Origin of the sequence: Chitinophaga niastensis (genome assembly GCF_003014755.1) — a bacterium.
Classification (GTDB): Bacteria; Bacteroidota; Bacteroidia; order Chitinophagales; family Chitinophagaceae; genus Chitinophaga; species Chitinophaga niastensis.
Map to the genome: position 1 here is coordinate 838,477 of NZ_PYAW01000003.1, position 25,476 is coordinate 863,952.

19 protein-coding genes are annotated in these 25,476 nt (G+C 43.3%); 7 read left to right on the forward strand and 12 right to left on the reverse strand.

Features of this window, described 5'->3' with window-relative positions:
* Positions 1-311: 311 nt before the first annotated feature.
* From CLV51_RS18065 to bluB, 4 genes are all read right to left on the reverse strand, one after another.
* Positions 312-1,013 (reverse strand): LytR/AlgR family response regulator transcription factor, encoded by a 702-nt coding sequence (locus CLV51_RS18065; RefSeq protein WP_106529453.1) that lies wholly within the window; start codon positions 1,011-1,013, stop codon positions 312-314.
* A 34-nt stretch (positions 1,014-1,047) separates the two neighbouring features.
* Positions 1,048-2,235 (reverse strand): DUF4407 domain-containing protein, encoded by a 1,188-nt coding sequence (locus CLV51_RS18070; protein ID WP_106529454.1) that lies wholly within the window; start codon positions 2,233-2,235, stop codon positions 1,048-1,050.
* Positions 2,236-2,248: 13 nt separating this feature from the next.
* The gene (locus CLV51_RS18075; RefSeq protein ID WP_245898815.1) at positions 2,249-3,757 is read right to left on the reverse strand and encodes a sensor histidine kinase; all 1,509 of its coding nucleotides are present in this window, start codon (positions 3,755-3,757) and stop codon (positions 2,249-2,251) included.
* A gap of 109 nt (positions 3,758-3,866) precedes the next feature.
* Entirely contained in the window at positions 3,867-4,511 is a 645-nt protein-coding gene (gene bluB, locus CLV51_RS18080; protein ID WP_106529632.1) for a 5,6-dimethylbenzimidazole synthase, read from the reverse strand.
* 158 nt (positions 4,512-4,669) lie between these two features.
* Between bluB and CLV51_RS18085 the strand changes: the two genes are divergently transcribed.
* Complete coding sequence (locus CLV51_RS18085) at positions 4,670-5,077, forward strand: Dabb family protein (protein WP_106529633.1); 408 nt, start codon at positions 4,670-4,672, stop codon at positions 5,075-5,077.
* A 35-nt stretch (positions 5,078-5,112) separates the two neighbouring features.
* Positions 5,113-7,038 (forward strand): gamma-glutamyltransferase family protein, encoded by a 1,926-nt coding sequence (locus tag CLV51_RS18090; protein ID WP_106529455.1) that lies wholly within the window; start codon positions 5,113-5,115, stop codon positions 7,036-7,038.
* Positions 7,039-7,126: 88 nt separating this feature from the next.
* Here CLV51_RS18090 and CLV51_RS18095 read toward each other — a convergent pair whose 3' ends face one another.
* From CLV51_RS18095 to CLV51_RS18120, 6 genes are all read right to left on the reverse strand, one after another.
* A complete protein-coding gene (locus CLV51_RS18095; RefSeq protein ID WP_106529456.1) occupies positions 7,127-7,825 on the reverse strand; it encodes a membrane or secreted protein in 699 nt (232 codons plus the stop codon).
* 139 nt (positions 7,826-7,964) lie between these two features.
* The gene (locus tag CLV51_RS18100) at positions 7,965-9,440 is read right to left on the reverse strand and encodes an EndoS/ChiA family endoglycosidase (RefSeq protein ID WP_106529457.1); all 1,476 of its coding nucleotides are present in this window, start codon (positions 9,438-9,440) and stop codon (positions 7,965-7,967) included.
* 49 nt (positions 9,441-9,489) lie between these two features.
* A complete protein-coding gene (locus CLV51_RS18105; protein ID WP_211302036.1) occupies positions 9,490-11,115 on the reverse strand; it encodes a RagB/SusD family nutrient uptake outer membrane protein in 1,626 nt (541 codons plus the stop codon).
* Positions 11,116-11,140: 25 nt separating this feature from the next.
* The gene (locus tag CLV51_RS18110; RefSeq protein ID WP_158267054.1) at positions 11,141-14,425 is read right to left on the reverse strand and encodes a SusC/RagA family TonB-linked outer membrane protein; all 3,285 of its coding nucleotides are present in this window, start codon (positions 14,423-14,425) and stop codon (positions 11,141-11,143) included.
* Positions 14,426-14,777: 352 nt separating this feature from the next.
* Entirely contained in the window at positions 14,778-15,977 is a 1,200-nt protein-coding gene (locus CLV51_RS18115; RefSeq protein ID WP_106529459.1) for a FecR family protein, read from the reverse strand.
* A gap of 75 nt (positions 15,978-16,052) precedes the next feature.
* Positions 16,053-16,655, reverse strand: a complete 603-nt coding sequence (locus tag CLV51_RS18120) for an RNA polymerase sigma factor (RefSeq protein ID WP_106529460.1) — start codon at positions 16,653-16,655, stop codon at positions 16,053-16,055.
* 100 nt (positions 16,656-16,755) lie between these two features.
* Here CLV51_RS18120 and CLV51_RS18125 point away from each other — a divergent pair, with 100 nt between their 5' ends.
* Positions 16,756-17,817, forward strand: coding sequence for a saccharopine dehydrogenase family protein (locus tag CLV51_RS18125; protein WP_106529461.1), 1,062 nt, complete (start codon positions 16,756-16,758; stop codon positions 17,815-17,817).
* Between the two features lie 54 nt (positions 17,818-17,871).
* Here CLV51_RS18125 and CLV51_RS18130 read toward each other — a convergent pair whose 3' ends face one another.
* Together CLV51_RS18130 and CLV51_RS18135 are read right to left on the reverse strand one after the other, a co-directional pair.
* The gene (locus CLV51_RS18130) at positions 17,872-18,891 is read right to left on the reverse strand and encodes a DUF4240 domain-containing protein (RefSeq protein ID WP_106529462.1); all 1,020 of its coding nucleotides are present in this window, start codon (positions 18,889-18,891) and stop codon (positions 17,872-17,874) included.
* Between the two features lie 105 nt (positions 18,892-18,996).
* Positions 18,997-19,362, reverse strand: coding sequence for a winged helix-turn-helix transcriptional regulator (locus tag CLV51_RS18135; RefSeq protein WP_106529463.1), 366 nt, complete (start codon positions 19,360-19,362; stop codon positions 18,997-18,999).
* Between the two features lie 202 nt (positions 19,363-19,564).
* On the opposite strand from CLV51_RS18135, the gene CLV51_RS18140 reads away from it, so the two are divergent.
* The 4 genes from CLV51_RS18140 to CLV51_RS18155 all read left to right on the forward strand — a co-directional run bounded on the left by CLV51_RS18140 (position 19,565) and on the right by CLV51_RS18155 (position 25,473).
* Positions 19,565-19,888, forward strand: coding sequence for an antibiotic biosynthesis monooxygenase family protein (locus CLV51_RS18140; protein WP_106529635.1), 324 nt, complete (start codon positions 19,565-19,567; stop codon positions 19,886-19,888).
* 135 nt (positions 19,889-20,023) lie between these two features.
* Positions 20,024-20,620 carry an RNA polymerase sigma factor gene (locus CLV51_RS18145; protein WP_106529464.1) on the forward strand — a complete coding sequence of 199 codons (597 nt, stop codon included), beginning with the start codon at positions 20,024-20,026 and terminating at the stop codon, positions 20,618-20,620.
* Between the two features lie 123 nt (positions 20,621-20,743).
* Complete coding sequence (locus tag CLV51_RS18150) at positions 20,744-21,931, forward strand: FecR family protein (protein WP_106529465.1); 1,188 nt, start codon at positions 20,744-20,746, stop codon at positions 21,929-21,931.
* 227 nt (positions 21,932-22,158) lie between these two features.
* The gene (locus CLV51_RS18155) at positions 22,159-25,473 is read left to right on the forward strand and encodes a SusC/RagA family TonB-linked outer membrane protein (RefSeq protein WP_245898817.1); all 3,315 of its coding nucleotides are present in this window, start codon (positions 22,159-22,161) and stop codon (positions 25,471-25,473) included.
* Positions 25,474-25,476 lie beyond the last annotated feature (3 nt).

Here is a 25,476-nt window from a genome sequence, read left to right on the forward strand (position 1 = left end):
GATTGAATGGATTACCCTGATGGGTGTTATGTTATGTTATTTTATTAAGAAGATATATGTGAATATCTCCGCTATGATCTTCGGCATCCATCAGGGTAATCCATTCAATCCGTTAAATCCTGGTTCAGACAATATCCGCTAATCTTTCAAAATCTTTATAATCAAAAAAACAAAATCAGTGTAATCAGTATAATCAGTCTAATCCTGGGAAAGACAATCTCCGCTAATCTTTTTACAATCTTTCAAAATCAAAAAAAATAAAATCAGGGTAATCAGTATAATCAGCCTAATCGGGAGAAAGACAAAAACCGCTATAGGTTCAATATCTTTTCTATTGCCGGCCCATACGCCGCACCAATAGGAATGGGAATATTTTTGATGTACAGGGAATTACGGTCTGCCCGCTCTATTTTATTATTGGCTACAATGTAAGAACGGTGCACCCGGGTAAACAGGCCTGCAGGCAACAGGTCCACAGCTTCCTGCATAGAGAGGCGGGAGATAAGTTTGCGGTCGGTGAGAATGAAATTTACGTAGTTACCGGCGCTTTCCAGGTATAAGATATCATCTAATACAATACGGAATTGTTCGTAACCACTTTTTACAAAAATGTATTCAGGCACATCTTTAGTGACAGGTGTGCCATTTTGTTTTAACTGCAACAGGCTGTTGGCTTTATTGCAGGCTTTAATGAAACGTATAAGAGAAAAGGGTTTCAAGAGGTAGTCGATAGCATCCAGTTCAAAACTTTTTACTGCATGCTCTGAATAAGCAGTAGTAAAAATAGTCATCGGCGGCTGTGGCAGACTGGATAAAAAATCCAGGCCCGAAATATCCGGCATTTTGATATCGAGGAAAAGCAGATCTACTTTTTCTTTACTCAAAAAATCCATGGCTTCAAATGCATTGGTAAAGAAACCTTTCATGTCCAGGAAAGGCACCATGGCCGCATGATTTTTTATGACAGCCAATGCAACCGGTTCATCATCAATAGCTATAGCAGTGAGCTTCATATGGGCAACATTTAGCTGTAAGCAATATAGGGATTTACATAATTTTACCCAGCAACAATTTTTTAGCCTGTTGCCACAAGTGGCTGTACTGGCTATCTTCCCGGTTATGCCACTCTTTTACCAGTGCATCGGCCTGTTCACGGCGCATATCCTTTGTGGAAGCAAACAGATGATCTACAGCAGCCTTATCAGCTTCCAGGGCGGCGGCCTGATAGTGTTGCAGCAATTCCTTTCCTGCGGCTGCTTCCAGCTGAGCAGCTTCTACTCCCTGCGCAGTAGCACTTGCCAGCTTTTCATCGTACTCTCCTTTGGGCATCAGCAATTTGCTGAGCAATGGCATAATTTCTATGAGGGTAATGATAAATACGATCAGCCGATAACGTTGCTTCAGTGGTGGATGTGTATCTGTCAGGTCATGCAACGCCTCTATCTGCGACAGGAAGCCATCTGTGAGCGTGCTCACGTACACCGTTTCCTTGAGACTGTCTACGCTGTGCATACGGGCCATTTGCGCCTGTAACTGCTGCTGCTGTGGCTCCTGGGCTCTTTGCATGGCCTGCAACTCTTCTTCTGATTTGAGGTAGGCCGATTTTTTTACACGGGCAACAGCCGACTCTCCTATTCTGCCGGAACCACCAGTACCGTCGGTTTCTTTGATGTAGCTGTCTTTATAAAATTTCAGCTCCGCCTCTTTTTTTGCCAGCTGTTGTTTGCCCTGATCAATAGATTGCTGCAGGGTAGCCTGTTGACCGGCATTGAGTTTCACCAGCTGCTCACGGAAAGCATCCAGCTTTGTTTGTTTATTCAGTTCCAGCTGTGCATTGATATCTTTCTTAAATAACATTAATACTACCGGCTGAGAAATAAATAAACCAATGGTAACGGCCAGGACTAAACGAAAAGCAACCGGCATAAATTTTACATTGCCGTTACTACGCGACATTGCTGCAATGAGCGTACGGTCTATGGATAAAATAGCAAATCCAAAGAACAGTGCCAGTCCCAGTACTACCATATCATCATTCACAATGGTAGAAAAGAAATAACCCCAGGCCAGCGTAGCAAACATCCAGGTAACAAGTACGGATATCCCGATGATACGATACCGTTCTTTTTCTGTACGGCATTCCTTCAATATATCTGCATCGGCCGCAGCCAGCCACCAGAGAAAGCGTGTAATCCCGTCCGGCGCTGTTATCATTGGCCCTTCTTCTTTCTTCATTTTTCCTGTTTATTTATTTAACGTCTATAGTAAGGTGTATAAAAAACTCAGTGCCCGTTTGACGGATGCTCAGTTCATGTTTATGCGGATATAAAAGGGCCAGTCTTTCTTTTACATTATTCAGTCCAATACCCATCCCCTCACGTTCCGGGTCATTCTCCGGCCGCGGATGTACACTGTTATACACATCAAAAAAGATCTGATCTGTTGTACAACTCAATGAAATAACAATACGTGAACGATGCCGTAAACTGATCCCGTGTTTGAATGCATTTTCTACAAACGGAATGAGGAGCATCGGCGCAATTTCATGCTGGCACTGGCTTTCATCTATATTTACTTCAATGAGAATATCAGGCGATGAAAGTACACGTAACCGTTGCAGCGCGATATAATTTTGAAGATAAGCAACTTCTTTATCGAGTGCTATTTTTTCCAGATGATTATCATGCAGCATAAACCGCATCATGTCACCCAGCTTCTGAATACCCTCACTGGTGCGGGCAGCTTCCTCCTGTAAGGCAGTGCCATACAGTGTATTGAGGGCATTGAATAAAAAATGAGGATTGATCTGCGAACGTAAAAAATCCAGGTTAGCAGCAGAATGACCGAGTGCTTTTTTCAGATTTACTACCGTAGATACCTGTTTTTGTTGTGTTTTATATAAATACCAACCAATAGGGAATACCCCCATAACAGACACCATACAACCTATTGCTGCCATAGCAACAAACACCTCCCCCCGCTCATGCCCGATAGACCTGGCTAACAGCGCCATCAGCAAATTACACGCCAGCACTGTGATAACAATATCCCGTATAAAGAAAGCCTTATTATGATGCTCATCCACGAAGCCGGGAAATACCTTATAACGTAATATAAAGAATACAGCAATTTGTGAAGGGCCAAAGAAAAATATCATTACAAAAAGATCCCTGGAATCACTGAAAGCCAGGCACATAAACACCAGCAAGGCACCGGAAGCCCAAAAAATTTCTTTCATCATCTTCCTGTATACCATATCTTTTGATAACCTTGGATACAGATAAGCAGAGAAAGCATTCTTTGCAAAATAATAAGCAACATATACTACCGCCGAAAAAATGGTGGTGATGAAAGCCGACTTGGCAAAGTGCATATGCGCACCTCTTACTGTGTTATATACTCCCAGCAGGTAACCGTTATAATAAGAGTTAGCCACCATCATCATCAAAAAATAAAACAGCAGGGTAGGAACCAACAGGAGTACACCTCCCAGCCAACGTCCCTTCTCAAAAAATTCCGGTACGATGACAAAATTTACCAACAGGAAACTAACATATACTACGGTAAAACTGCCCACATAAGGCAACAAATAATGCAGGTAATAATCAAATACCTGGTGATACTGTACAAACTTATAACCGTATATGTCCTGCAGTTCAAATACATTGTATACGATGCTGGGATAGAGCAGCGAAAATGTAAGCAACAGGAAGATCCCTGTTATAATGCCGAATTCAATTTTCCTGAATTGATCCATAAGGGGGAAGGTATTTACAGCAATATTAACAATTGCAATTATGTGGCGGGGCTAAATGGGATGAAAGTAGCAGAATGAGGGGTGAAACAGGAAAAAATGACAGGAACAGTTAATAACCTTCCTTAAATACCACAGCCTGCTTCATTTTACGCTTTTCCCACTGTAATATTTCCAGCTCCGGTTGTGTATAAAAACCGTTTGTATATCCTACACACAAATAAGCCACCAGCTTATTTTCCATGGGAGCGTTCAGGATATGCTTCACTTTTTCTGCATCCAGGATACTTACCCAACCAATGCCAATATTTAATGCGCGGGCCATGAGCCACATATTCTGCACGGCACACACCACACTGTACAGGCCTGCTTCCTCCATAGATGTTTGTCCCAGTACCGGCTTATCCGAAGGTTTGTAAAATACCGCAATATTCAACGGGGCTTCCATAATACCTTCCAGTTTAAGGCGGATATAGTCCGGTTGTTTCTCTTCGCTGAAAACGGGGACCGCCTTTTCATTTTCTTCATTAAAAGAAGCTTTAATGCGTTGTTTCACCGCTTCATCGCGGATCAGTACAAATTCCCATGGCTGGGAAAAGCCTACAGAAGGGGCATTCAGGGCAGCCGTCAGTAACTTGTCCACCACTTCTTCTTCCAGTGGTTTGGAGAGGAAACGGTTGCCCCTTACGTCCCGCCGGTGGAGAATAATATCCTGCAATACTGCTACTGCTGTTTCTTCGAAATGCTTGCCTTCCATGAAATACCGGTGATTTAACAGGCAAATATAAATTTTACGGTAATCTTTCCCCATTTACTTTTAAATATGCTTTAAAAAGGCCACAGTACTGCGGAAAGAGGGAAACACTATAATAAATGGCAGATCTTTATTATTTTCATCGCATCAACGGCGCAATTATGAACAAATCAAACAGAAGAGCATTTATAGGCACCGCTGCAGCCCTTGCCGCCGGCACAGCTGCATCAGCAATACCCTTAACAAATATGGAAAAGAGATATCCGATTGTACATCACGTATTTTTTTGGCTTAAAAATCCGGATTCCAAAGAAGACCGTGATAAACTAATAGCCGGTGTAAAAACTTTATCAAAAATAGAAACCGTGCGCGAACTGCGTGTAGGCGTGGTAGCGAGTACTGAAAAGCGTGATGTGGTAGATAACAGCTGGGGCGTATCAGAACTGATATTCTTCAGTGATCTGGCAGGACAGGCCACCTATCAAACACATCCGGTGCACCTGGAATTTGTTAAAAACTGCGCGCATCTGTGGGAGAAAGTAATTGTGTATGATGCAGTAGAAGTATAGTCAACCCAATTTGTAATTCTTTTTTAACTTGCCTTATGAGATATTCACTCCTTCTGCTGCTGCTATGCTATGTTACAGGCACGCAGGCACAACAAACACAAAAGCCACCGCTGCATGGTAAAAGCTGGATGGCTGTTACCGGTAAGCCTTTGGCAGCCGCAGCAGGTGCAATGACTTTTCAGAAAGGAGGCAACGCAGTAGATGCTGCCTGCGCTATGCTCGCAGCTACCTGCACTATGTGGGATGTACTGAGCTGGGGAGGCGAAACACAGGCACTCATTTATAATCCCAAAACGGGAAAAGTAATTGCCATCAACGCATTGGGTATAGCGCCTACCGGGGCTACTCCACAGTTCTTTAAAAACAAGGGATATGATTTTCCACCGGAATACGGTCCACTGGCGGCGGTAACACCAGGCACCGCTGGCGGTCTTTGTTATATGCTGGCAGCATATGGTACCCTTAGTTTGAAAGAAGTACTGGCACCAGCTATAGATATGGCCAGTGGATATGCCATTGAAGCGCAAACTGCCAACAGCATGGAACGCGGCAAAAATTATATTAAACAATGGCCTTACAGCAAAGCAGTATTCCTTACACATCCCGGTGAAAAAAGAGAGGCACCCGAAGCAGGAGAAATTTTTGTGCAGAAAGATTTGCTGGCTACACTCACCAAAATGGTGGAAGCAGAACAAACAGCCCTGCGCAATCACAAAAGCCGTAAAGAAGCTATCATGGCTGCTTACAACCGTTTCTACAAAGGCGACATTGCAAAGGAATTTGTGCGTGGATGCCAGGAGCAAGGTGGATTAATTACCATGGAAGATCTGGCCAGATGGAAACCTGTTGAAGAAGCCCCGCTACATATAAATTACAAGGGTATAGAAGTATATAAACTACAGGAATGGACACAAGGCCCTATGCTCCTGCAGAGTTTAAATATCCTCGAGAACTTTGATCTGAAAGGGATGGGATATAATTCTACGGAATATATACATACGCTTTACCAAACGATGAGCCTCGCCTTTGCTGATCGTGATTTTTATTACGGCGATCCTTACTTCAATCCTAACTCCGCCATCAAAGGCTTGCTGAGTAAGGATTACGCAAAAGACAGGGCAAAACTTATCAACACAGCACATAACGATGCCGGTGCTGGTCCGGGTGATCCGTATCCTTACATGGGCAAAACAAATCCATACCTGCACTTTCTGCAGGAAAGAAGTTTATTAACAGATACCGCCAACCGCAAACCCGGTGGATTTGTACCTAAACATGATGCTACTACATTATTGCAACACGGTGATATCAATAATATATATGCAGCCAATACAACAGACAGTGCCTACATGGATAGGCTCTGGCGTGGCACTACCAGTGTGGAAGCAGCTGATAAGGAAGGATGGGTTGTATCTATTACACCCAGTGGCGGCTGGCTACCCGCCTGCATTGCCGGTAAAACAGGAATCGGTATGAGCCAGCGCCTGCAAAGCTTTGTACTGGATTCTGCCCAATGCCCGTTTAATGTAATTGCTCCCGGAAAACGGCCAAGGGTAACGCTTACACCATCGCTGGCGTTGAAAGATGGTAAACCATTTCTCTGCTTTGGTGTACAGGGTGGCGATACACAGGATCAGAACCTGTTACAGTTTTTCCTGAATGTAGTGGAATTTGGTATGACCGTACAACAGGCAACAGAAGCTGCCAACATTAATACCAATCAGTTGTGGTTATCATTAGGCGGCACTACTATCAAAGACAGGGAGCCCCGTCCCGGAAGCATCCTGCTGAACAATAACACCACTGAAAAAACGCGGAAAGCATTGGAGCAAATGGGTTACCACCTCAGCTTCGGCGAGCGCACCAGCGGGCCTATAAATGCGATTTTCCTGGATAAGGTACATGGTACTATTTGGGGAGGCAGCAGTAATCACGGGGAAGACTATGGTATTGGATGGTAAAACAATTACGAATTGCGAATTACGGATCATCGCAAAGATCATCGCGGAGATCCGTAATTCGCAATTCGTAATTCGTAATTCTTAACAATTATGGTCTGCTCCATACTTCATGTATCACATCTCCTTTGGGACTCAATCCATTATTATCCCAGTTATTTCCATCCACTTTACCTTTAAAGCTAAGTGCAAGACCGATACGGGCGTTATCCTTTGAGAAAAAATCTATCTTTTCTGTATAGGTACCATTTTCAAAAGTGTAGCTGCCACCACCGGTATCAGAAAATTCTCCGTTTTCAACATTAATCACTACCCATTGAAACCGGGTACCACTAAGCATTTTAAAGGTTTGTGTTGCACCAGGTGTTATAGGATTCATCTTACCATCCTGCTCTTTGGCGGTCATCTGCCAGTTACCGGCCAAAGTTCCTGTTCCATCATCCAGCCGGGTCCATTCCTGTTTGCCTCCACCTGGAGCGGATGTTATAAGATGACCATTTTCCAATCCTACCGGCACGGTGGCATCCTGCCCTGCCTGCGATGGATTGGCGGTATTAAAGGTAATATGAACAGCAGTTTCGCCTCCGTCTGCCGCCTTCCAGGTACCGCCATAGCTGGCGATAAAATTTTTATCACTAAAGTCCGTAACTGTAAACCAGGAAGGGGAAATCAATAATATGCTGGTTGTTTCTCCTGATACTGCTTTCCAGGCGCCCACCGGAGAATTTTGCGCTTTAAGTACTCCCAAAAAAGAAAGTAATAAGGTGAAGATGATAGATAACTTTTTCATGGCATAGTGTTTAATCTTAAAAGTTACGGTATCAACAGCAGAAATAAAAGCATTTTCGCTACGTAACAACAATATAATACACCGCATAAAAAAGCCCTGCCAATCAGCTGATCGACAGGGCTTCTCTATATAAACATGACTATTGTAAACGGGTAAACTGCCACTGTTGTGCGTTGGTGCCGTTATCTGTCCATATCTGCACCTGTGTACCATCAGCAGTGCCTCCATTACTAACATCCAATGCACTGCCCGGTGCATGTTTAGGTGTTAACTTAAAATAACCATTGCCGAGATCAGTAATTTTCCATTGCTGATTTGCCCCACCTGCGCTCTGCCATAGCTCTACTTTAGTACCATCTGCTGTTTGTGCACCGTATACATCCAGCACTGACGCAGTAGCACACTGCGGTTGCAAATAGAAATATCCACTGCTGGCCGCTACCAGTTTCCATTTCTGTGCATTTGTTCCATTACTGGTCCATATCTGCACTTTAGTTCCGTTTGCTGTTCCACTGCCAGATACATCCAAACGGCTGCCGGCAGCTACTCTTGGAGCAATGCTATATATTCCGCCAGCGGCAATACCGCCGGAAACAGCCACCGGGTTCATAATAGAAATCAGCTGACGGGTTACACCAAAATCAGGTGCTATAATGTTATCCGTAAAAACAGGTACATCGCGATCAATGGCATAAGCAAAGATGCCGCCTTTTTTCACTGAACCACTGGGTTCCCAGCGGGCATAGTCATAAGCGCGACCCGTACCATCTCTTGGATAAGTAACATCATACCAGATGTTGCCCGCTGCCTGCCCGTTTTCTTCATAAAATGAAAATCCGGGTATAAACTTGCCGGCACTGATATAGCTGGAATAGGTATTGAATGTACCTTGCAGCGTGCTGGCTCCCCTCCCGTAAGCCTGTAAAAACACGTAGTCTACCAGTGTATAAACCTGTGTAAAAAAATTATTCGTAGATCCATCCTGGTTAGTATCGTATGTTAATAGTTTACCGGTACCGGAATGAGGGCCCATGTAGCCGGACAATGCTTTGTAGATGCCCACCATATCCGTTAGCGTACTGCCGGAAGGGTTGCTTTCTACATCCACATCATATCCATCCAATCCTAAATAATTGATCGTAGAATCCATGATAAACTTCGCATAGGCAGCATAACCTGTAGCATCGTGTGTATAACCTGCCGGCAATGTAATACCGCCGGTGATGATCACTTTGGTGCCTCTTGCATGCAGATAAGGAATATAGGATAACCTCAAACTATCTGCAAAGGGAGTACCCGGATTAAGACCACCAAAAACCACTGCAATATCCACGCTGTCGGGGATGTCCTTAAACGTAGCGGTATTGCGCGGATCGCCGGCAGCCTTATCGCGCCAGGTTCTGAAATAACCCATCATGATTTCATGCGGGGACTTTTTATAAGCGATCAGATCTGCCAGGCTGGTAGTAAGGTTAGTGCTGACAGCAACCGCCGCCAGTTTACCATCTAATTTTTGCAGAGAATTATCTTTTAAATCTTTTTGACAACCAGTAATCAGTAGAAGAAAAGTTGCCAATAAGGATAGCGCTAAAAGTGCATTTAATTGTCTTTTCATTTATCTGTTTTTATTACGAGTGAAAAATAAAAAAGAGGTCATTGAAAAATTATTTCTTATCCCACCAAAGCTTTGTGCCGGGGTTATCCGGGCCACTCAGGAAGGCTGCGGCCTTACCCACTTCGGTGGTATTATTCTGGTATTCAGAAAGCGGGAATGGTAATCTTCTGATCTGCACTTTTGTATCAATGATACCACCGCTGTTATTCACTACAACAGGAAATATTTTAGGATAGCCGGTGCGTCTGAATTCACTCCAGGCTTCCTCCCCATCAGGATAAACGCTGATCCATTTTTGTGTGATGATACGTTCCAGCTTTCTTTCGAAACTATCTCCATCATTCCATTTGATGGTAATGGTGCTCAGGTCGGATGAAGGATCCGCCACATTATTGGCAGCGTTTACCGGATCAATATAAGGCGCAGCCTTACTTACAGCATCATTGATGTAGTTGGTGGCATTGCCGGCAGAATGCTGATCAAAGGAAACAGCTATTCCCTGCTCATATAAACTTTGCGGAGTTCCGCCCATATTCCAACCCCATAGTGCACCTTCTGCACGGAGGAAGAATATTTCTGCAGCAGTCATCCATTGTACAGGAGATGATTGCTGAAAATTCAACTGGGAAAATCCTTCTCTGTCTGATTTGGCTACAATCTGGATACCATTGCGTATTCCTTTGTACTGGCCGGGGAATGCCACGGAAGGCTTAAAGTAGGATGATAACCGGGGATCTTTATAACCCACTAAAAAAGATTCCATATTAGCACTCATCCTGATATCCCCATAAGGATCAGTAATTACCCATAAAGGATGTGTAATGATGATACCGTTGGTGGTTTTAACATTGGCATTGTCGTCATTGGTGGTTAATACACCATAACTGTTACTAACCGCTTCTTCTGCCTTTTGTTTTGCCAATACCGGTTCCGCATATACGATACGCATTGCCAGGCGTAACTTCAGGGAATTGGCAAACCGGATCCATTTTTTATAATCGCTGCCGTATACAAAATCGGATTTCTGTAAAGGCTTCTGACCAGGATTTGCCTGCACAAAGGCAGTCAGCGTTTGAATGGCGGTATCCAGTTCACGGAAAAAAGAGTGATAGATTGAGTCCTGGCTGTCGTAAGGAATGGTAATTCCTCCGCCACCAAAGCGGGTATAGGGCAGCGGACCATAAATATCAGTAACGCGGTGCATGGCTTCCACCTTTACGATGCTGGCCACTGCGTACATGTCGGGATGCGTTGCTGCAGCTCTCCTTTTTACTTCATTCCATGCAGACATAACACTGGTATATCCCACGTTAAAGGCCGCATTGTTCCAGCCCTGCATCATGAAGTAATTGGAATTATTTTGTCCGCCGTTGAATGCAGTAGGAGTGCCCATGTACCCGGAATATAAATCGGCACTCAGGTTCTGGGCCACCTGGTAAGCGGATGCATCGCCCGAAGTAGCATTGGGAAAAACATTGGTTTGTTCCTGTGTTATAAAAATACCTAATCCCACAAAATCCAGCTTCAACATGGAATCCGTTACCTCTACAGGATTAGTATTAAAACTTTTATAATCTTTGGTGCAGGAAGTTTGTGTAAACATCAGCCCCGCCGCCAGCACAACAGGAACCATTCTAAGGATCCCTTTATAGTTATAGTTAGTGTTAAATTTCATACAACAGTTTTAAACAATCAATGACTTAAAATGACACTTTGATACTCGCACCAATATTCTTCAGACTGGGAGGATTAAAGTAATCGAAGCCCTGGAAGAAGGTGCCGGTAGCTGCCACAGATTCCGGATCATAAGGCGCATTGTTATAAATCATCCACAGGTTTCTCGCTATCAGGGAAAATTTAATGCTGCGTACTTTATAGTTTAACGCACTGCCGGGTAGTGTATATCCTATCGAGAGTTCTCTCAAACGCACGTTGGTAGCGCTGTAGGTATAGAGTGCCATTGCACCGGTAGAACCACCGGAAGCACCTGCCACTTTGGAGTAATAAGTTTGTGCATCTACCTGTTTACCATTAAAGAATACACCCCCTTTATCTCTTGCATCAGCACTGGCTGTGGAAACACCATAAAAATCCATGATGGATTGTGTGGCTGAAATTACCTTGCCGCCAACTCTTGCATCTATCAGGAAACTCAGACTGAAATTTTTGTACCCGAAACTATTGTTGATGCCCAGATTAAAATCAGGATTGGTGGAACCTATCTTATCAAAACTTTTGCTGATAACAGGAAACCCTTTATTATCCGTTGCATAATTACCGTTGGCATCTTTTTCTAATCCCTGCGCATAAATATCGCCGGTACTACCGCCTTTGGCCAGCTTCATTTCATAAGAACCCGCACTGGCTGCTACCAGGCTATCCTGTTTTACCGTTACACCGGTATAAGGATCTGTAAAGGCAGGTAACATTTCCAGTATCTTATTCCTGTTTAAAGTAAAGGTTACATTAGGATTCCAGGATACATTGCCTACATATCCGTTAAAGCCCAAAGAGGCTTCTATTCCTTTGTTCTGTACCTTACCTGCATTTACATAATAACCGCTTACACCTACACCTGCTGACGGCGTAACGGTGAATGTCTGGTTACGGGTATTCGCATTGTAGTACGTTAAACTGAAATGGATCCGGTCTTTCGAAAATCTCAGATCAGCACCAGCTTCATAGGAGGTTGTTTTTTCAGGTTGCAAACCGGAGAAAGGCCGGGTAGTAATAGTACCGGGTGTACCATTCGCGCTGATCGGATAAGTAGGATTGGTCAGATAAATTGGCGGGGCATTACCTACACCACTATACGATGTTCTTAATTTGGCATAAGAAATAAAAGCCGGCAGATGTAACATATCACTGATCACACCGGATAAACCTACTGACGGATAAAAAAAGGAAGACTTTGTTGCATATGCCAGTGCAGAAGACCAATCATTTCTAGCCGTTACTTCCAGGAATAAACGGTTTTTATAACCCAGTTGTCCGCTGAAAAAGATGGCCTGTGTCTGATCACGGCTCAGTGTTTGTGTAGGGCGTGAATTAGCAGCGTCTATATTCGTCAGAGAAAAGAAGTTAGGCACCATCAGTAATTTACCTCCCTGACCAATACCATTTATTTTATTATCAACAATACTGCTACCCAGTGTAGCCATTACATTAAAATCATTGAATTGTTTGTTCATATTCAGCAACACATCTGCATACACCTGTTTGGTATTAGTGGTACTATGTGTATAACCGCCGTTATCCCCACCTGCCAAAAGCTTAATGGTAGTAGCATACAGGTCTGAATCATAGGTATCATTGGTATTATCCAGTTTTACCCTTCCGGATACATTCAACCAGCTGTTGATATTATACTTCAACGCCAAAGATCCCATGAACCTGTCGCGCTTAGTATTGAACATATTCCTGTTAATGATCCACCATGGGTTCTGTGCCTGGAATCCGAGATCTCCGTAAGGCCAGTATTGTGTACTGAAATTCCTGTTGGGATCAAATCTTTCAAAATCCTGGTACTTGCTGATGGTATCACCACGCGGGAATAAATATACCGGCAGCAATGGATTAAAATATTGTCCCGGACGCGGAGGATTCTGTTGTTCCTGGGTCAGGTACATAGCACCTACATCCAGCGTTAATTTATCTTTATACAGCTCGCTGGTATTGCGTGCAGAAAAGTTATATCTATGAAAAGTATTATTGGGAATAATACCTTTTGCATTCACCGCAGCAGCTGAAACATAGGTCTGACTTCTTTCTGATCCGGTAGAAACATCTATAGAATTAGTAAAGTTGGTACCTGTCTGGAAAAAATCTTTAGGCTGATAGTTAAATGGTTGTTGCAATTTTGGTCCCCAGCTTAAAAAAGAACCCGGAACAGAACCGTAGGTGGTTTGTGTTTGAGGCAGTACAAAAGGTTTGTACATTGTAGCACCGGAACTGAAATTAACACGTGTATTACCTACTTCCCCTTTCCTGGTGGTAATGATAATAGCACCGTTGGCCGCCTGGCTACCGTACAATGCAGCAGCAGAAGCACCTGTTAATACCGACATACTTTCAATATCTTCCGGATTGAAATTGGCAATACCATCTCCCCCATCTGATCCGCCGAAAAGACCAGAAGGTTGTCCGGTAAAGAGATTAGGCAAAGGAATACCGTCTACCACATACAGCGCATTATTATTATAGAACAATGATTTCACCCCACGCATGATCACGCGGGTAGAACCACCTATACCGGAAGTACTGCTGTTGATGGTTACACCAGCCACCTTGCCGGTAAGACTGTTTATAAAACTCGGATCTTTTACGGTGTTCACTTCCTTTCCGGAAATGGTTTGCACATTATAAGTAACTGACCTGGATGATTTTTGTATACCCAGCGCGGTTACCACCATTTCCTGCAGTTTACTCACACCTGCTTTTAATATAACCGGCACCGTTAGTGTTTCGCTACCTACTTTAATTGTTTTTTCCTGTGCATCAAAACCAATGGAACTAATAACCAGCGTATAATTACCGGGAGCAATCCCCTGCAGGGTGAACTCTCCTTTTACATTGGTTTGTGTACCTTTTTTCAGTTCTTTAATGAATATGGTTGCACCGGGTACGGGATCACCTGCCGCATCGAGCACTTGCCCGGTGATGATTTGGGGAGGAAAGACCAGGGGAAAGTCGGCTTTTTTCCGGATGATGATGATGCTTTTAGTGATAACATAGGTCAATGGCTGATCCTTCAAACATTCATTCAGTACGTTTTCCAGCGTAGCATCCTTTACATCGATATCTATATTTCCCGAATGCCGGATGAGTTTATTATCGTATAACATGGACAAGCCGCTTTGCTGCTGGATAGCAGCGAATACCTTGCTTAGCGGGATATTCTTTTGGGAGAGCGTGATTTTCTGCGAAAATCCTTTAGCACTTACGTGGAGGATTCCTGCTAATAGCAGAATGGTTGTTAATCTCATTATCCACAATAATTTAGTCAGCAAAGCTCCACGCCCTGGCGCGGTTTTGCGTAGTACGAATAGATACATACCTTTGTTTGGTTTAGGTTTAAATAAAAAATAGCAGTAAACGAGCATTTTAAGTTTGGCCTGAGCATAGTGAGCCGGGAGTGCTTCCAACACTCCTGGTTTTTTTTATTGCTCCGACATTACCTTTCAGTAATTTTTTAATTCTTACGATTTAGCGTGGGCCTGGTTGTTACGGCATATACATTTTTTTCAAGGTGGAACAGTGCGTTTTTAATAACTGGCATTCAAATCATCGTGACATTACAAGTGTTCAGATATTATTGTAGTACAAGTGTTCAGCTTATTATGGCATTACAATCAGCCGGTTTCCATTGAGCCTGCAATGTACATCGCTCAGTTCCAGGGCTTTGATCACTTCTGACAAATAAACGGTCCTGGAAATTTTCCCGGTAAATTCACGTTCCGGTACTTTGTCTTCGTACACGACTTCCAGGTTATACCAGCGTGCTATTTGTCTTATCAGGGCTGCTAAGTCAATACCATCAAACTGAAAGTAACCGTTTTTCCAGGCAACCGCCTGGTCTACATCCGCGTCTTTTATTAGTTGCATAGTGCCGTTGCGGAATAGTTGCCCCTGTTGGCCAGGGATTAAGCGCAGTACAGCAGTTTTATCGTGAAATTTCACTGCGCCTTCCAGCAGTGTGGTTTTTATCACGCCTTCTTCTTCATAGGCATTCATATTAAAATGAGTGCCTAATACTTCTACCGTCGCTTCTTTTGATTGTACAATAAACGGCATAGCCGCGTTTTTAGCCACTTCAAAATAACCTTCACCTATAAGTTCCACCGTGCGTGTGGCGCCGCTAAAACTGGCAGGAAAACGCAGAGAAGAGGCCGCATTCAGCCATACACCTGTACCGTCCGGCAATTCAATGTGGTATTGTCCGCCGTTAGGTGTGGTAATAGTATTAAAAGGTGCTTCCCCATTACTTTTGCTGGCATTATAAGCCAGTTGCCCGTTAGATAACTTGATGACCTGTGTATTGCCCTGCTGCGACAACACACCATTCTTAGCGCTGTCCAATACAATGGTAGAACCATCTGCCAGCGTGAGTACGGCACGATTACCACCAGGTGCCGGATCTGTATTTTGTGGCTGTTGTTGCGCTACCACTTCTTTTCCACCAGCGCGGTAATGTTTATATACAAATGAGCCGGCTATTACCATTAGTGCAATGGTAGCAGCTACTGCTATTTTCTTTCCGTATAAATAAAAGATACCTGTGTGACTGTCCACTTTTTCCTGCTGCTCCTGCTGATCAATCCGGGCTTCCAGCGTAGCTTTGAACGTGTCCGGCATCTGCGGATACGCACGGAAAGTATCAGGTATATTTTCACATTGGTCCAGCAGCGCCTGAAATGCGGATGGTTTCACCTGTTGCATCCAGCTGGTCAATAACACTTCTTCCTCCTGCGATAGCAGGATTCCCTGTGCATATTTCTCTATGATCGATATTATTGCTGCCTGATTCATGCGCTTCATTGCTATAAAGACGGATGAACGGAAAAACCGGACACCCTAAAAGGAAAAAAAAGTAGATTTTTTTTGGAGTAACCGTTACCGGAGATACTGACAATAACACAAAACCACTACTGTGGCCCATTCTGCATGATCTTTGAGCTGTTCTTTGATAAAACGGATGGCCGCATATAGCTGCTTCTTCACCGCCGACCGGGAAATATTTAATGCACGGGCTATCTCATCCAGTGTCATTTCCTCCTGTGCGCTCATGAGGAAGATCGCTTTTTTGCGTGCCGGCAACTGTTCAATAGCAGTGATGGCTGTTTTATAATACAAACTATAAATGAGGTCCTTTTCTGTACGGTCATCTGCTTCCGGCAATTGCCGGGCTACCTGTTGCACCATTTTTAATTTGGTAGCCTGACGCCGGGTCATATCTACCAGCTTGTTTTTGGCCATGCGAAACAGGTAATCTTCAAAAGAAGCGATCGTAATCAATACGGCTCTCTTCTCCCAGATCTTCAGTAAAACCTCCTGTATAATTTCTTCTGTATCTTCCTGCGATTGGCAGATAAAATAGATAAACCGGTACAAAAGCGGGTAATAATGTGTATACAAAATGGCATAAGATGGTCTGTCACCTTCGGAAATTAGCTGCAGCAGGTTCTTTTCATCCACTATCCGCGATGTATATTTCATAAACTACCGGTGGAATAAATTTATAATTATTTAATGGTGAATATAGGAAATAAATGATTAGATGGTGGCTGACGGATAGATAAAACCCGTACATTTCAGTATGCAAAGCAATTCTTTTTTGCTCTACGGAGCCAATGGATATACGGGTGAACTGATAGCCCGCTATGCTGCTCAATACCAGCTGCATCCCATTCTGGCAGGCAGACGGGAAGCAGCCCTGGCGCCGTTGGCAGCAAAATTGAACTTGCCCTATAAGGTGATTGAGTTAGATGATACCACTGCTTTATTAAGTGCTTTAAAAGAAGTGAAACTGGTGATTCATGCAGCCGGGCCATTTCATTTGACAGCCAGACAAATGGTGGAAGCCTGCCTTCAAACCGGTACCCATTACCTGGATATCAACGGTGATATCAGTGTTTTTGAAATGCTGCACCAATATGACCAGGCCGCTAAAGCCGCCGGGATCATGCTTTTACCAGGTGCGGGTTTTGATGTAGTACCTACCGATTGTATAGCCCTTCTATTAAAAAAGTTATTGCCGGATGCCATTGACCTGCAACTGGCTTTTGCCACTACGGGCGGCGGTGTATCTCATGGCACCGCCATGTCTATGATATACAAATTAGGAGAAGGCGGCGCTATCAGAAAAGCAGGGAAGATCATTCGTACGCCCCTGGGGCATAAAGGGCAGTGGATTGATTTTGGTCCGAAGAAATTGTTTGCCATGAGTATTCCCTGGGGAGATATATCCACCGCATATTTCAGCACTGGTATTCCTGATATTATTTCCTACACAGGGATGTCTCCGAAAGTCTATCGCCTTTTAAAATTGCAGGGATTATTTAACTGGTTGTTACGCACCTCCGCGGTACGTAACTTTATTAAAAAGAAAATCAAACAATGCCCGGCCGGCCCCAGCGATGATATGCGCAGCAAAGCTTTCAGCCTGGTATGGGGACAAGCCACCAATGCTGCCGGAAAAACAGCTACTGCCAGGTTAACAGGCCCTGATGGATATACGCTTACGATGTACAGCTGTTTACTGATTGCACAGAAAATATGGAATAATCAATGGCAGCCTGGCTATCAAACACCTGCCACTGCTTACGGAGCAGACCTTGTACTGGAAATCCCCGGTGTGAAAAGAGAAATTGTTACATGATCCGGCGCCTGTTTTTTATTTTAAGATAAATACAACAGCTATCAATCAGCGGAGCTAAGCCTCTTCCAATGCACGTTTCAGTACATTAAGATTAGATACATACTCCGCTGTGTGTTCCCAACCTGCTATCAACTGTGCCCATATGATTTGTCTTTCAATAGCAATTTTAATAATCGGTTTGTTTGCTGTATCCATTACACCCTCATCTACCAGTTGGCCAAAACCAGTTGCGATCACAGAAATATCAAGTGTAAAAATATATTGCTGATCATCATAATCAGGATCATTCATGTTACGTTGAATCAACTCTGCCTGTAACAGGTTTTCATTGTAATCAGCAAACGTCATTTCTCCGACTGATTCAATGGTCCATTTTAAGCATTCGATGGTAGGGGTATCCGGATTGGCTTTCCGCCAGTTCCTGAATTCAGCCAGTCCTTCATCACCTTCATCAGAACCAAAAGGAGCCAATTCATCTGAACAATCCCAGAAAAATTCTTCCGGGATCAATGCAACTGCCCTTTTATGGGCATGGTCCTGATCTATTCCATAGATTTCATCATTCATGAAAGTTTCCTTATTTGTTTTTCTGTCCCATCCCCGGGCATTAGCACATGTTTCAATACTATGTACGGAATACCGGACAAAGTCTTCTCCAAACAATTCTTTATATACAACATACCCGATAAAACCAACAATCTCTGCTTCCGCATCACTGGTAGCCTTAGCCGGGTTGTTATCAATCATATCGTAATATGCTTTTCCCATGCCCACTATAAAACACCTGCAATAAAGAAAACCATCATCTGACCCACTTGTATATTGATGGATTTCTTTCCGGTCAATATGAAACAACCGTTCCTCCATCATATGATTAAACTTAGTCAACCCTTCTTTATCAAGCCCCAGCAGTATTTGCCGGATATTATTTGTAATGGCACCGTATACTTTTCCTGTAAGATCTTCAATTAATGATGGATCATTTGTTTGCAATGCGCTTGCACGCATAGCCTGTAAAGCCGGTGCAGCAGTCCATGCATCTTCAATAATCTGCCAAAAAACAATTTCATTCATAAGGGTACAATTAACTATCGCTGATGGAATAAATCCGGTTGGGAACAGATGTAAAATAACACCTTAAACCGCAGTGTACATGCGTAATGCCCGGATCATAAATATTTATTTATACAGATGCTGATCCTTCAGATAATCTATTCCCTGTTCTTTTAAATATTTTATTCCCCATTCACTCACAAACGCATACAACGGTGAGAGCGACTTCCCCTGCACAGACAGAAAATATTCTACCCTGTATGGTTTCAATGCCAGTATTTTCTTCTCCACCAATTGATCCCTTTCCAGTTCCTTCAATTGCTGGCTCAACATCTTTTCAGAAATACCCGGCAGGTTATCTCTTATCTCACTATAACTTTTTCTATCAAACTGATGCAGATGGGAAAGAATAAGCAGTTTCCACTTACCCCCGATAAAACCAAGGGTTACATCTACCGGACAAGTGTATGTTTTATTGTTGAGCTGTATCATACTTACAAAAATTAAGGCATTACAAAATAACAATATTCAGGCACTGCCAGCCTACTTTTTGGTAAGGTCTGTTTCAGCATAAAACCCGTCATTACATTTGTATTCCACAAATAATAAAGAAAAAATGAAAACTAAAATCCTTTGTATTGTTTTTATGATCTGCTGTTTAACCAAAACATTTTCACAAAATAAAAATCCAGTAATGAGCGTAGAAAAAAATTATACGGTTGAAATCATCCGGTATAATATTCCTGAAAATGAACACCGCAATTTTGAAACAGCCTATGCTGAAGCCGGCAAACAGCTGCAGGCTTCAAAATATTGTCTTGGCTATGAAGTCATTCATGGTATAGAAGAACCCAACCACTATATAGTTACCATTCATTGGACCTCTAAAGACGAGCACATGAGCGGTTTCCGCAGCAGCCCGGAATTTATGCCTTTTTTTAACCTGGTAAAACCTTTTTACAACAATATAGAAGAAATGAAACACTACGACCTGACGGGTAATAAGTGGAAGAGATAGTAAAAAGTCAACATGGCGATTCATCCTCCATCCCACCATGGAGGATGAATTTAGATAAATTATTTTATTATTAAATCCGGGTCCCCTAAATTTACCTTCGTTATTAATTTTGTATAGGTAAATAAATGTTTCACTTTGTCTATCGCCTCCTTACCTGATGAGCAGGAATTACTAAAGCAGGTTGCCCTTGGTGATAAAAATGCCTACACTATCCTTTTTCATCATTACAGTAAACAGGTATTTGATGTGGGGATGCTTTACCTGAAAGACAACGGGCTTTCCCGGGAAATTGTACAGGAAATATTCCTGAAGGTATGGCTGAAAAAGGAAGAGATGAACATGGTGAAAAACTTTAAAGACTACCTGTTTATTCTTACCCGCAACCATATCTACGACGGCTTTAAAAAACAAATGGTAAGGTTAAAAGCATATGATCTTCATCATCAAAACCAACCTGCCGCAGGAAATGATACTGATCACCTCCTGATAGAACGGGAATACGAAAAGCTAATAGACTCCGCTGTTTCCTGCCTCCCACCTGAACGTAAAAAAGTATACCTGGCAAGAAACCAGGGATTTAGTAACGAAGAGATCTCTATTCGCTTAAATATCTCTATCCATACCGTCAAGAAACAAATGAGCATTGCTGTTCATGCTGTCCGGGCTTTTGTAAAAGCACATCTTCAAAACGACATCCTCCTGCTGATCATCCTCCTGATCACCCGCAAATAATTCTCCGCCGTCAATACCCCCATTTTAAGTAAATATCTCCTTTAAAAAATATTTTCACCCGGAGTACTCCTTTTTTCTCCGTCGCTCGTCTTTACCTCCAATCACCCTTCCAAAATCTTGTTTATGTCCATAAAGGAAGTAATGTTATTACTTGAAAAATTTAAGAATGGCCAGATCAGTCAGGAAGAATTGCTGCGCTTAAAAGCCATGGTAGCACAGGATGATTATGGATTAAACATTAAAGAAGATATTCTCGCCTCATTATACAGCGATGTACCTGATAGCGGCTGGAAAAAGGAAGACGCAGATAAAATACTACAAGCTATCCTGCAACCAGCGGAACAACCGGTTTATCCAATACATACCGTTAACAATAGAAAAAGATGGTACATGGCTGCTGCGGCCATACTGGGCGCAGCATTGATCATTGGCAGCCTGTTCCTCGTACAAAAAAGGCATGCTGCCCCACTGGCAGCCATAAAACAGCCCCCTTTATCACCAGGGTCCAATAAAGCCGTGCTGACATTGGCAGATGGTAAAACAATTCCCCTGGATAGTGCCAACATCGGAGCACTGGCACAGCAAGGCAGCACACGTATTGTAAACACGATCCAGGGACTGGCCTATACCACTGAAGGCACAGCAGAAAAGGTAGTATACAACACGGTATCAACACCCCGCGGAGGACAATATCAACTAACACTGGCAGACGGCAGCAAAGTATGGCTGAATGCAGCCAGCAGCATCCGCTTCCCCACTGCTTTTACCGGCAAAGAACGACTGGTGGAAATCACGGGGGAAGGCTACTTCCGGATCGCTGCTAACGCACAAATGCCTTTTAAGGTAAAAGTAGCCGGCACAGCTGACATGGAAGTAAATGTATTAGGCACCAGCTTCAATATCATGGCTTATCCTGATGAACAAACCATCACCACCACATTGGAGGAAGGCGCTGTACAATTAATACATGGCAGTAGTCAAAGCCTGCTCAAACCCGGGTTTGGAGGCAGTTTGTCGCCCGGAGACAAACAGTTTGTAGTAGAAAAAGCTGATATGGAACAGGCATTGGCCTGGAAAGAAGGGAAGTTCCGCTTCCGCAATACGAGCATACAAACCATTATGCGGCAGGTGGCAAGATGGTATAATGTGGAGATAGCCTACCAGGGAGATCTTTCAGATATACGCCTCACAGGCATCATTTCCCGCAGGGAGAATGCCGCCGCATTATTGAAAATTTTAGCAACAACCAAACGCGTTCATTTTGATATAACCGACAGCAAGATCACGGTAAAACCGTCGGATCTGCCATGATAAAGCATCCTGTCCACAGGTGCCATTGATAATTAAACATTTTATGTTATGAAGACGTAATGAATTCCACTATCGGGTGCAAAAAAAACCGGAAGCGCTGGAACGCTCCCGGCCATAGCTGGCAACCCAACTCCCTAACGCTAATTAAGAAAATTGAACTTTTAAGCCAACAAAACAAAAGTATGGAACTACTTGGTACCTGCAAAGCCCAAAGTAAATACGGGCGTATGCAAAGAAAATTACTGTTGATTATGCGATTAACTGCAATACTTACTTTGGTACTCTCCCTGAACCTGAGCGCCAAAACATTTTCTCAATCTGTTACCATCAAGGGGAAACACCTCCCCCTATATGATGTGTTTAACAGTATCAGCCGGCAAACCGGCTATGAGTTTATTTATGATGAAAAATTACTGCAAAATGTCCCGCCGGTAAACATCAATATGAACCAGGCCTCTCTCACAGATGTACTCAACAGCTGCCTGAATAATAAATTGTTTAACTACAGTATTGTAGACAAAACAATTGTGATCAGTCCTAAAACAAAAGAAGCAACAACAACACACACCGTCAGCGCTCCGGCAATTACCATACAGGGAAAAGTAGCAGACGCCGGGGGGCAACCACTGGCTGGTGTAGTAATACAGGTAAAAGGAACAACCAGAGGTACCATCACCAATGTACAGGGTGACTTCACCATACAGGCTAATGCCGGTGATATCCTGCAGGTCAGCTTCCTGGGTTATGAAAGCAAACAGGTAACTGTAGGCAGTGATACCAATCTGCAGATTGTATTAACCATCGCTAACAGCCAACTGGGCGCCGTGGTAGTAACTGCATTAGGTATTAAAAGAACAGAGAAATCTATTACTTATGCCACGCAGCAGATAGATGGTGTTGAGCTTACAAAAGCAAAAGATGCCAACCTGATTAATACCCTGAATGGTAAAGTAGCCGGCTTAACTATTTCTTCCAGCGCTTCCGGCGTGGGAGGTTCTGCTAAAGTGATACTGCGCGGTAGTAAATCCGGCGTTGGCAGCAACCAGGCATTGTATGTGATTGACGGTGTACCAATGAATAATACCCTTACCACGCAACCATCCAGTATATACGGTGGCAGCACCGCTTATGATGGCGGAGATCCCATCTCTAACCTGAACCCGGATGATATCGAAAGTGTATCCGTGCTGAAAGGAGCTTCTGCTGCTGCTTTGTATGGCAGCCAGGGTGCCAACGGTGTGATCATTGTTACTACCAAGAGCGGGAAATCCGGTCGTACCGTGATCAATTTCTCATCCGGCTTCAATATTACAACAGCTGCCTACAAACCTGCTTTCCAAAATCACTATGGTCAAACAGCAGCGGGAAAAACCCAAAGCTGGGGCCCGCAAATAAATGGTGCGCCGGATAACCTGTCCGCGCTTTTCCAAACCGGCCAGAATTTCACCAACTCCATCAGCCTGTCTGGTGGTACAGAAAAAATGCAGACTTATTTTTCTTATGCCAACACATCTGCAAGAGGCATAGAACCAGGTAATAAACTGGGTCGTAATAACCTGGATTTTAAAGAAACCGGCCATTTTTTAAATGATAAACTGACCGCTACTGCTGACGTTAACTACATCACACAAAAGATCGATAATACACCACTTTCCGGATTGTACTTTAATCCGCTTACAGGATTGTACCTGTTTCCACGCGGGCAAAATATAAGACCTTATAAAGATCAGTTTGAAACACCGGATCCTTCCAGGAACTTTTTAAATGTGCAGAACTGGCCGTTTGATGAAGATGTACAGCAAAATCCATGGTGGATTATGAACCGCAACATCAATTCATTAACACGCAACAGAATCCTCGCTAACGCCAGCCTGAAATATGATATCAACTCCTGGCTGAATATACAGGGAAGAGGAAGTATTGACAGGATCAGTGATGTGTACGAACAAAAAATATATGCCGGCACCAACCATGTACTGGCACCTGCCAATGGTGTGTATAACTACAGTAATAACACCACTACACAACAATATGGCGACCTGATCGCTAATTTTAATATACCGGTGCAATCCTTCCGGATCACGGGTGTACTGGGTGGTAGTATCCGTGATGTAAAGACTTTAGGAGATTTTCTCAATTCCGGACAGGATGGCCTGAATATTCCTAATCTCTTCGCCCTGCAGAATTTTAAAACACTCAATGCAAAAAATTCCGGCTCTTTGCCGCAAAATCATAACCAGGTTCAATCTGTATTTGCCAGCACCAATATCTCTTATAAAGACTGGCTGTACCTGGATCTGACCGCCCGCAATGACTGGTCATCCAACCTGGCATTTACACCCAGCGTATCTTATTTTTATCCGTCAGCAGGGTTAAACGTCATCCTGAGTCAGCTGGTACACATGCCGCAGCATATCAGCTTCGGAAAAGTACGCGGATCCTATGCAGTAGTGGGTAATTCGCCACTGGTGTATCAAAGTAATGCAGCACGAAATACATTCGGCGCCGGAGGCTCTGTTCTTCCTAATACTTTTGCACCCTTTAATACCTTAAAACCAGAGAAAACAAAATCACTGGAATTAGGTACAGAATGGCGCTTTTTTGAAAGCCGCCTGAGTGTGGATCTTACCTATTATAAAACCAATACCACTAACCAAACGATGCAAATAGCTGCTTCCAATGGTACCTTCCTCGATAATTTTTACATTAATGCCGGCAATATTCAGAACCAGGGTGCAGAGGCAGTAGTACGCTATGATGTACTGCGTCATACTAAACTGAAATGGAATACCGGAATCAATTTTGCAACAAACGAAAACAAGATCATTTCCTTGTCGCCACAGGTAGATCGTTTCACTATCAGCGGTGCTTCCGGTGCTAACTATGTTTCCCAATTTAAAGTAGGTGGTTCCTTTGGAGATATTTATGGCAATGTATTAAAACGCGACGATCAGGGACGGATAATGATAGATGCTGATGGCAAACCTATTAAACAGGGTGGTGATTTTGTATACCTGGGTAACGCTAATACAAAGTGGCAGTTAGGATGGAACAATAATTTTGAATTCAACAATTTCAACCTCTCCTTCCTGATTGATGGCAAGTTTGGTGGAAAGGTAATGTCAGTAACGCAGTCTATGCTGGATCAATATGGTGTATCCAAAACCAGTGGTGATGCCCGTGATGCCGGCGGTGTAAAAGTAAATGGTGTGGATCCCGGCGGCCATCCGGTTACAACAGTAGATGCACAAAAATGGTATTCCACTATTGGCGGACGCGAAGCTATCTCCGGAGAATATATGTACAGTGCTACCACAGTAAGATTGCGTGAAGTTGCACTGGGTTACACCGTACCGGTAACACATTCATTTGTAAAAACACTGAAGTTCTCGCTGACAGGTCGTAACCTGTTGTATTTCTCTAAGAAAGCACCTTTTGATCCTGAACAAAGCATGTCTACTGCAAATGGCCTGGGCGGTGTAGATGTATTTATGTTGCCTGCTACCCGTAGCTATGGCCTCACATTAAATGCTTCTTTCTAAAAA

Excerpts from the sequence above, each read along its gene's own strand:
- CLV51_RS18065 (WP_106529453.1), bottom strand. The coding sequence starts at position 1,013 with ATGAAGCTCACTGCTATAGCTATTGATGATGAACCGGTTGCATTGGCT.
- CLV51_RS18070 (WP_106529454.1), bottom strand. The coding sequence starts at position 2,235 with ATGAAGAAAGAAGAAGGGCCAATGATAACAGCGCCGGACGGGATTACA.
- CLV51_RS18075 (WP_245898815.1), bottom strand. The coding sequence starts at position 3,757 with ATGGATCAATTCAGGAAAATTGAATTCGGCATTATAACAGGGATCTTC.
- bluB (WP_106529632.1), bottom strand. The coding sequence starts at position 4,511 with ATGGAAGGCAAGCATTTCGAAGAAACAGCAGTAGCAGTATTGCAGGAT.
- CLV51_RS18085 (WP_106529633.1), top strand. The coding sequence starts at position 4,670 with ATGAACAAATCAAACAGAAGAGCATTTATAGGCACCGCTGCAGCCCTT.
- CLV51_RS18090 (WP_106529455.1), top strand. The coding sequence starts at position 5,113 with ATGAGATATTCACTCCTTCTGCTGCTGCTATGCTATGTTACAGGCACG.
- CLV51_RS18095 (WP_106529456.1), bottom strand. The coding sequence starts at position 7,825 with ATGAAAAAGTTATCTATCATCTTCACCTTATTACTTTCTTTTTTGGGA.
- CLV51_RS18100 (WP_106529457.1), bottom strand. The coding sequence starts at position 9,440 with ATGAAAAGACAATTAAATGCACTTTTAGCGCTATCCTTATTGGCAACT.
- CLV51_RS18105 (WP_211302036.1), bottom strand. The coding sequence starts at position 11,115 with ATGAAATTTAACACTAACTATAACTATAAAGGGATCCTTAGAATGGTT.
- CLV51_RS18110 (WP_158267054.1), bottom strand. The coding sequence starts at position 14,425 with ATGAGATTAACAACCATTCTGCTATTAGCAGGAATCCTCCACGTAAGT.
- CLV51_RS18115 (WP_106529459.1), bottom strand. The coding sequence starts at position 15,977 with ATGAAGCGCATGAATCAGGCAGCAATAATATCGATCATAGAGAAATAT.
- CLV51_RS18120 (WP_106529460.1), bottom strand. The coding sequence starts at position 16,655 with ATGAAATATACATCGCGGATAGTGGATGAAAAGAACCTGCTGCAGCTA.
- CLV51_RS18125 (WP_106529461.1), top strand. The coding sequence starts at position 16,756 with ATGCAAAGCAATTCTTTTTTGCTCTACGGAGCCAATGGATATACGGGT.
- CLV51_RS18130 (WP_106529462.1), bottom strand. The coding sequence starts at position 18,891 with ATGAATGAAATTGTTTTTTGGCAGATTATTGAAGATGCATGGACTGCT.
- CLV51_RS18135 (WP_106529463.1), bottom strand. The coding sequence starts at position 19,362 with ATGATACAGCTCAACAATAAAACATACACTTGTCCGGTAGATGTAACC.
- CLV51_RS18140 (WP_106529635.1), top strand. The coding sequence starts at position 19,565 with ATGAGCGTAGAAAAAAATTATACGGTTGAAATCATCCGGTATAATATT.
- CLV51_RS18150 (WP_106529465.1), top strand. The coding sequence starts at position 20,744 with ATGTCCATAAAGGAAGTAATGTTATTACTTGAAAAATTTAAGAATGGC.
- CLV51_RS18155 (WP_245898817.1), top strand. The coding sequence starts at position 22,159 with ATGCAAAGAAAATTACTGTTGATTATGCGATTAACTGCAATACTTACT.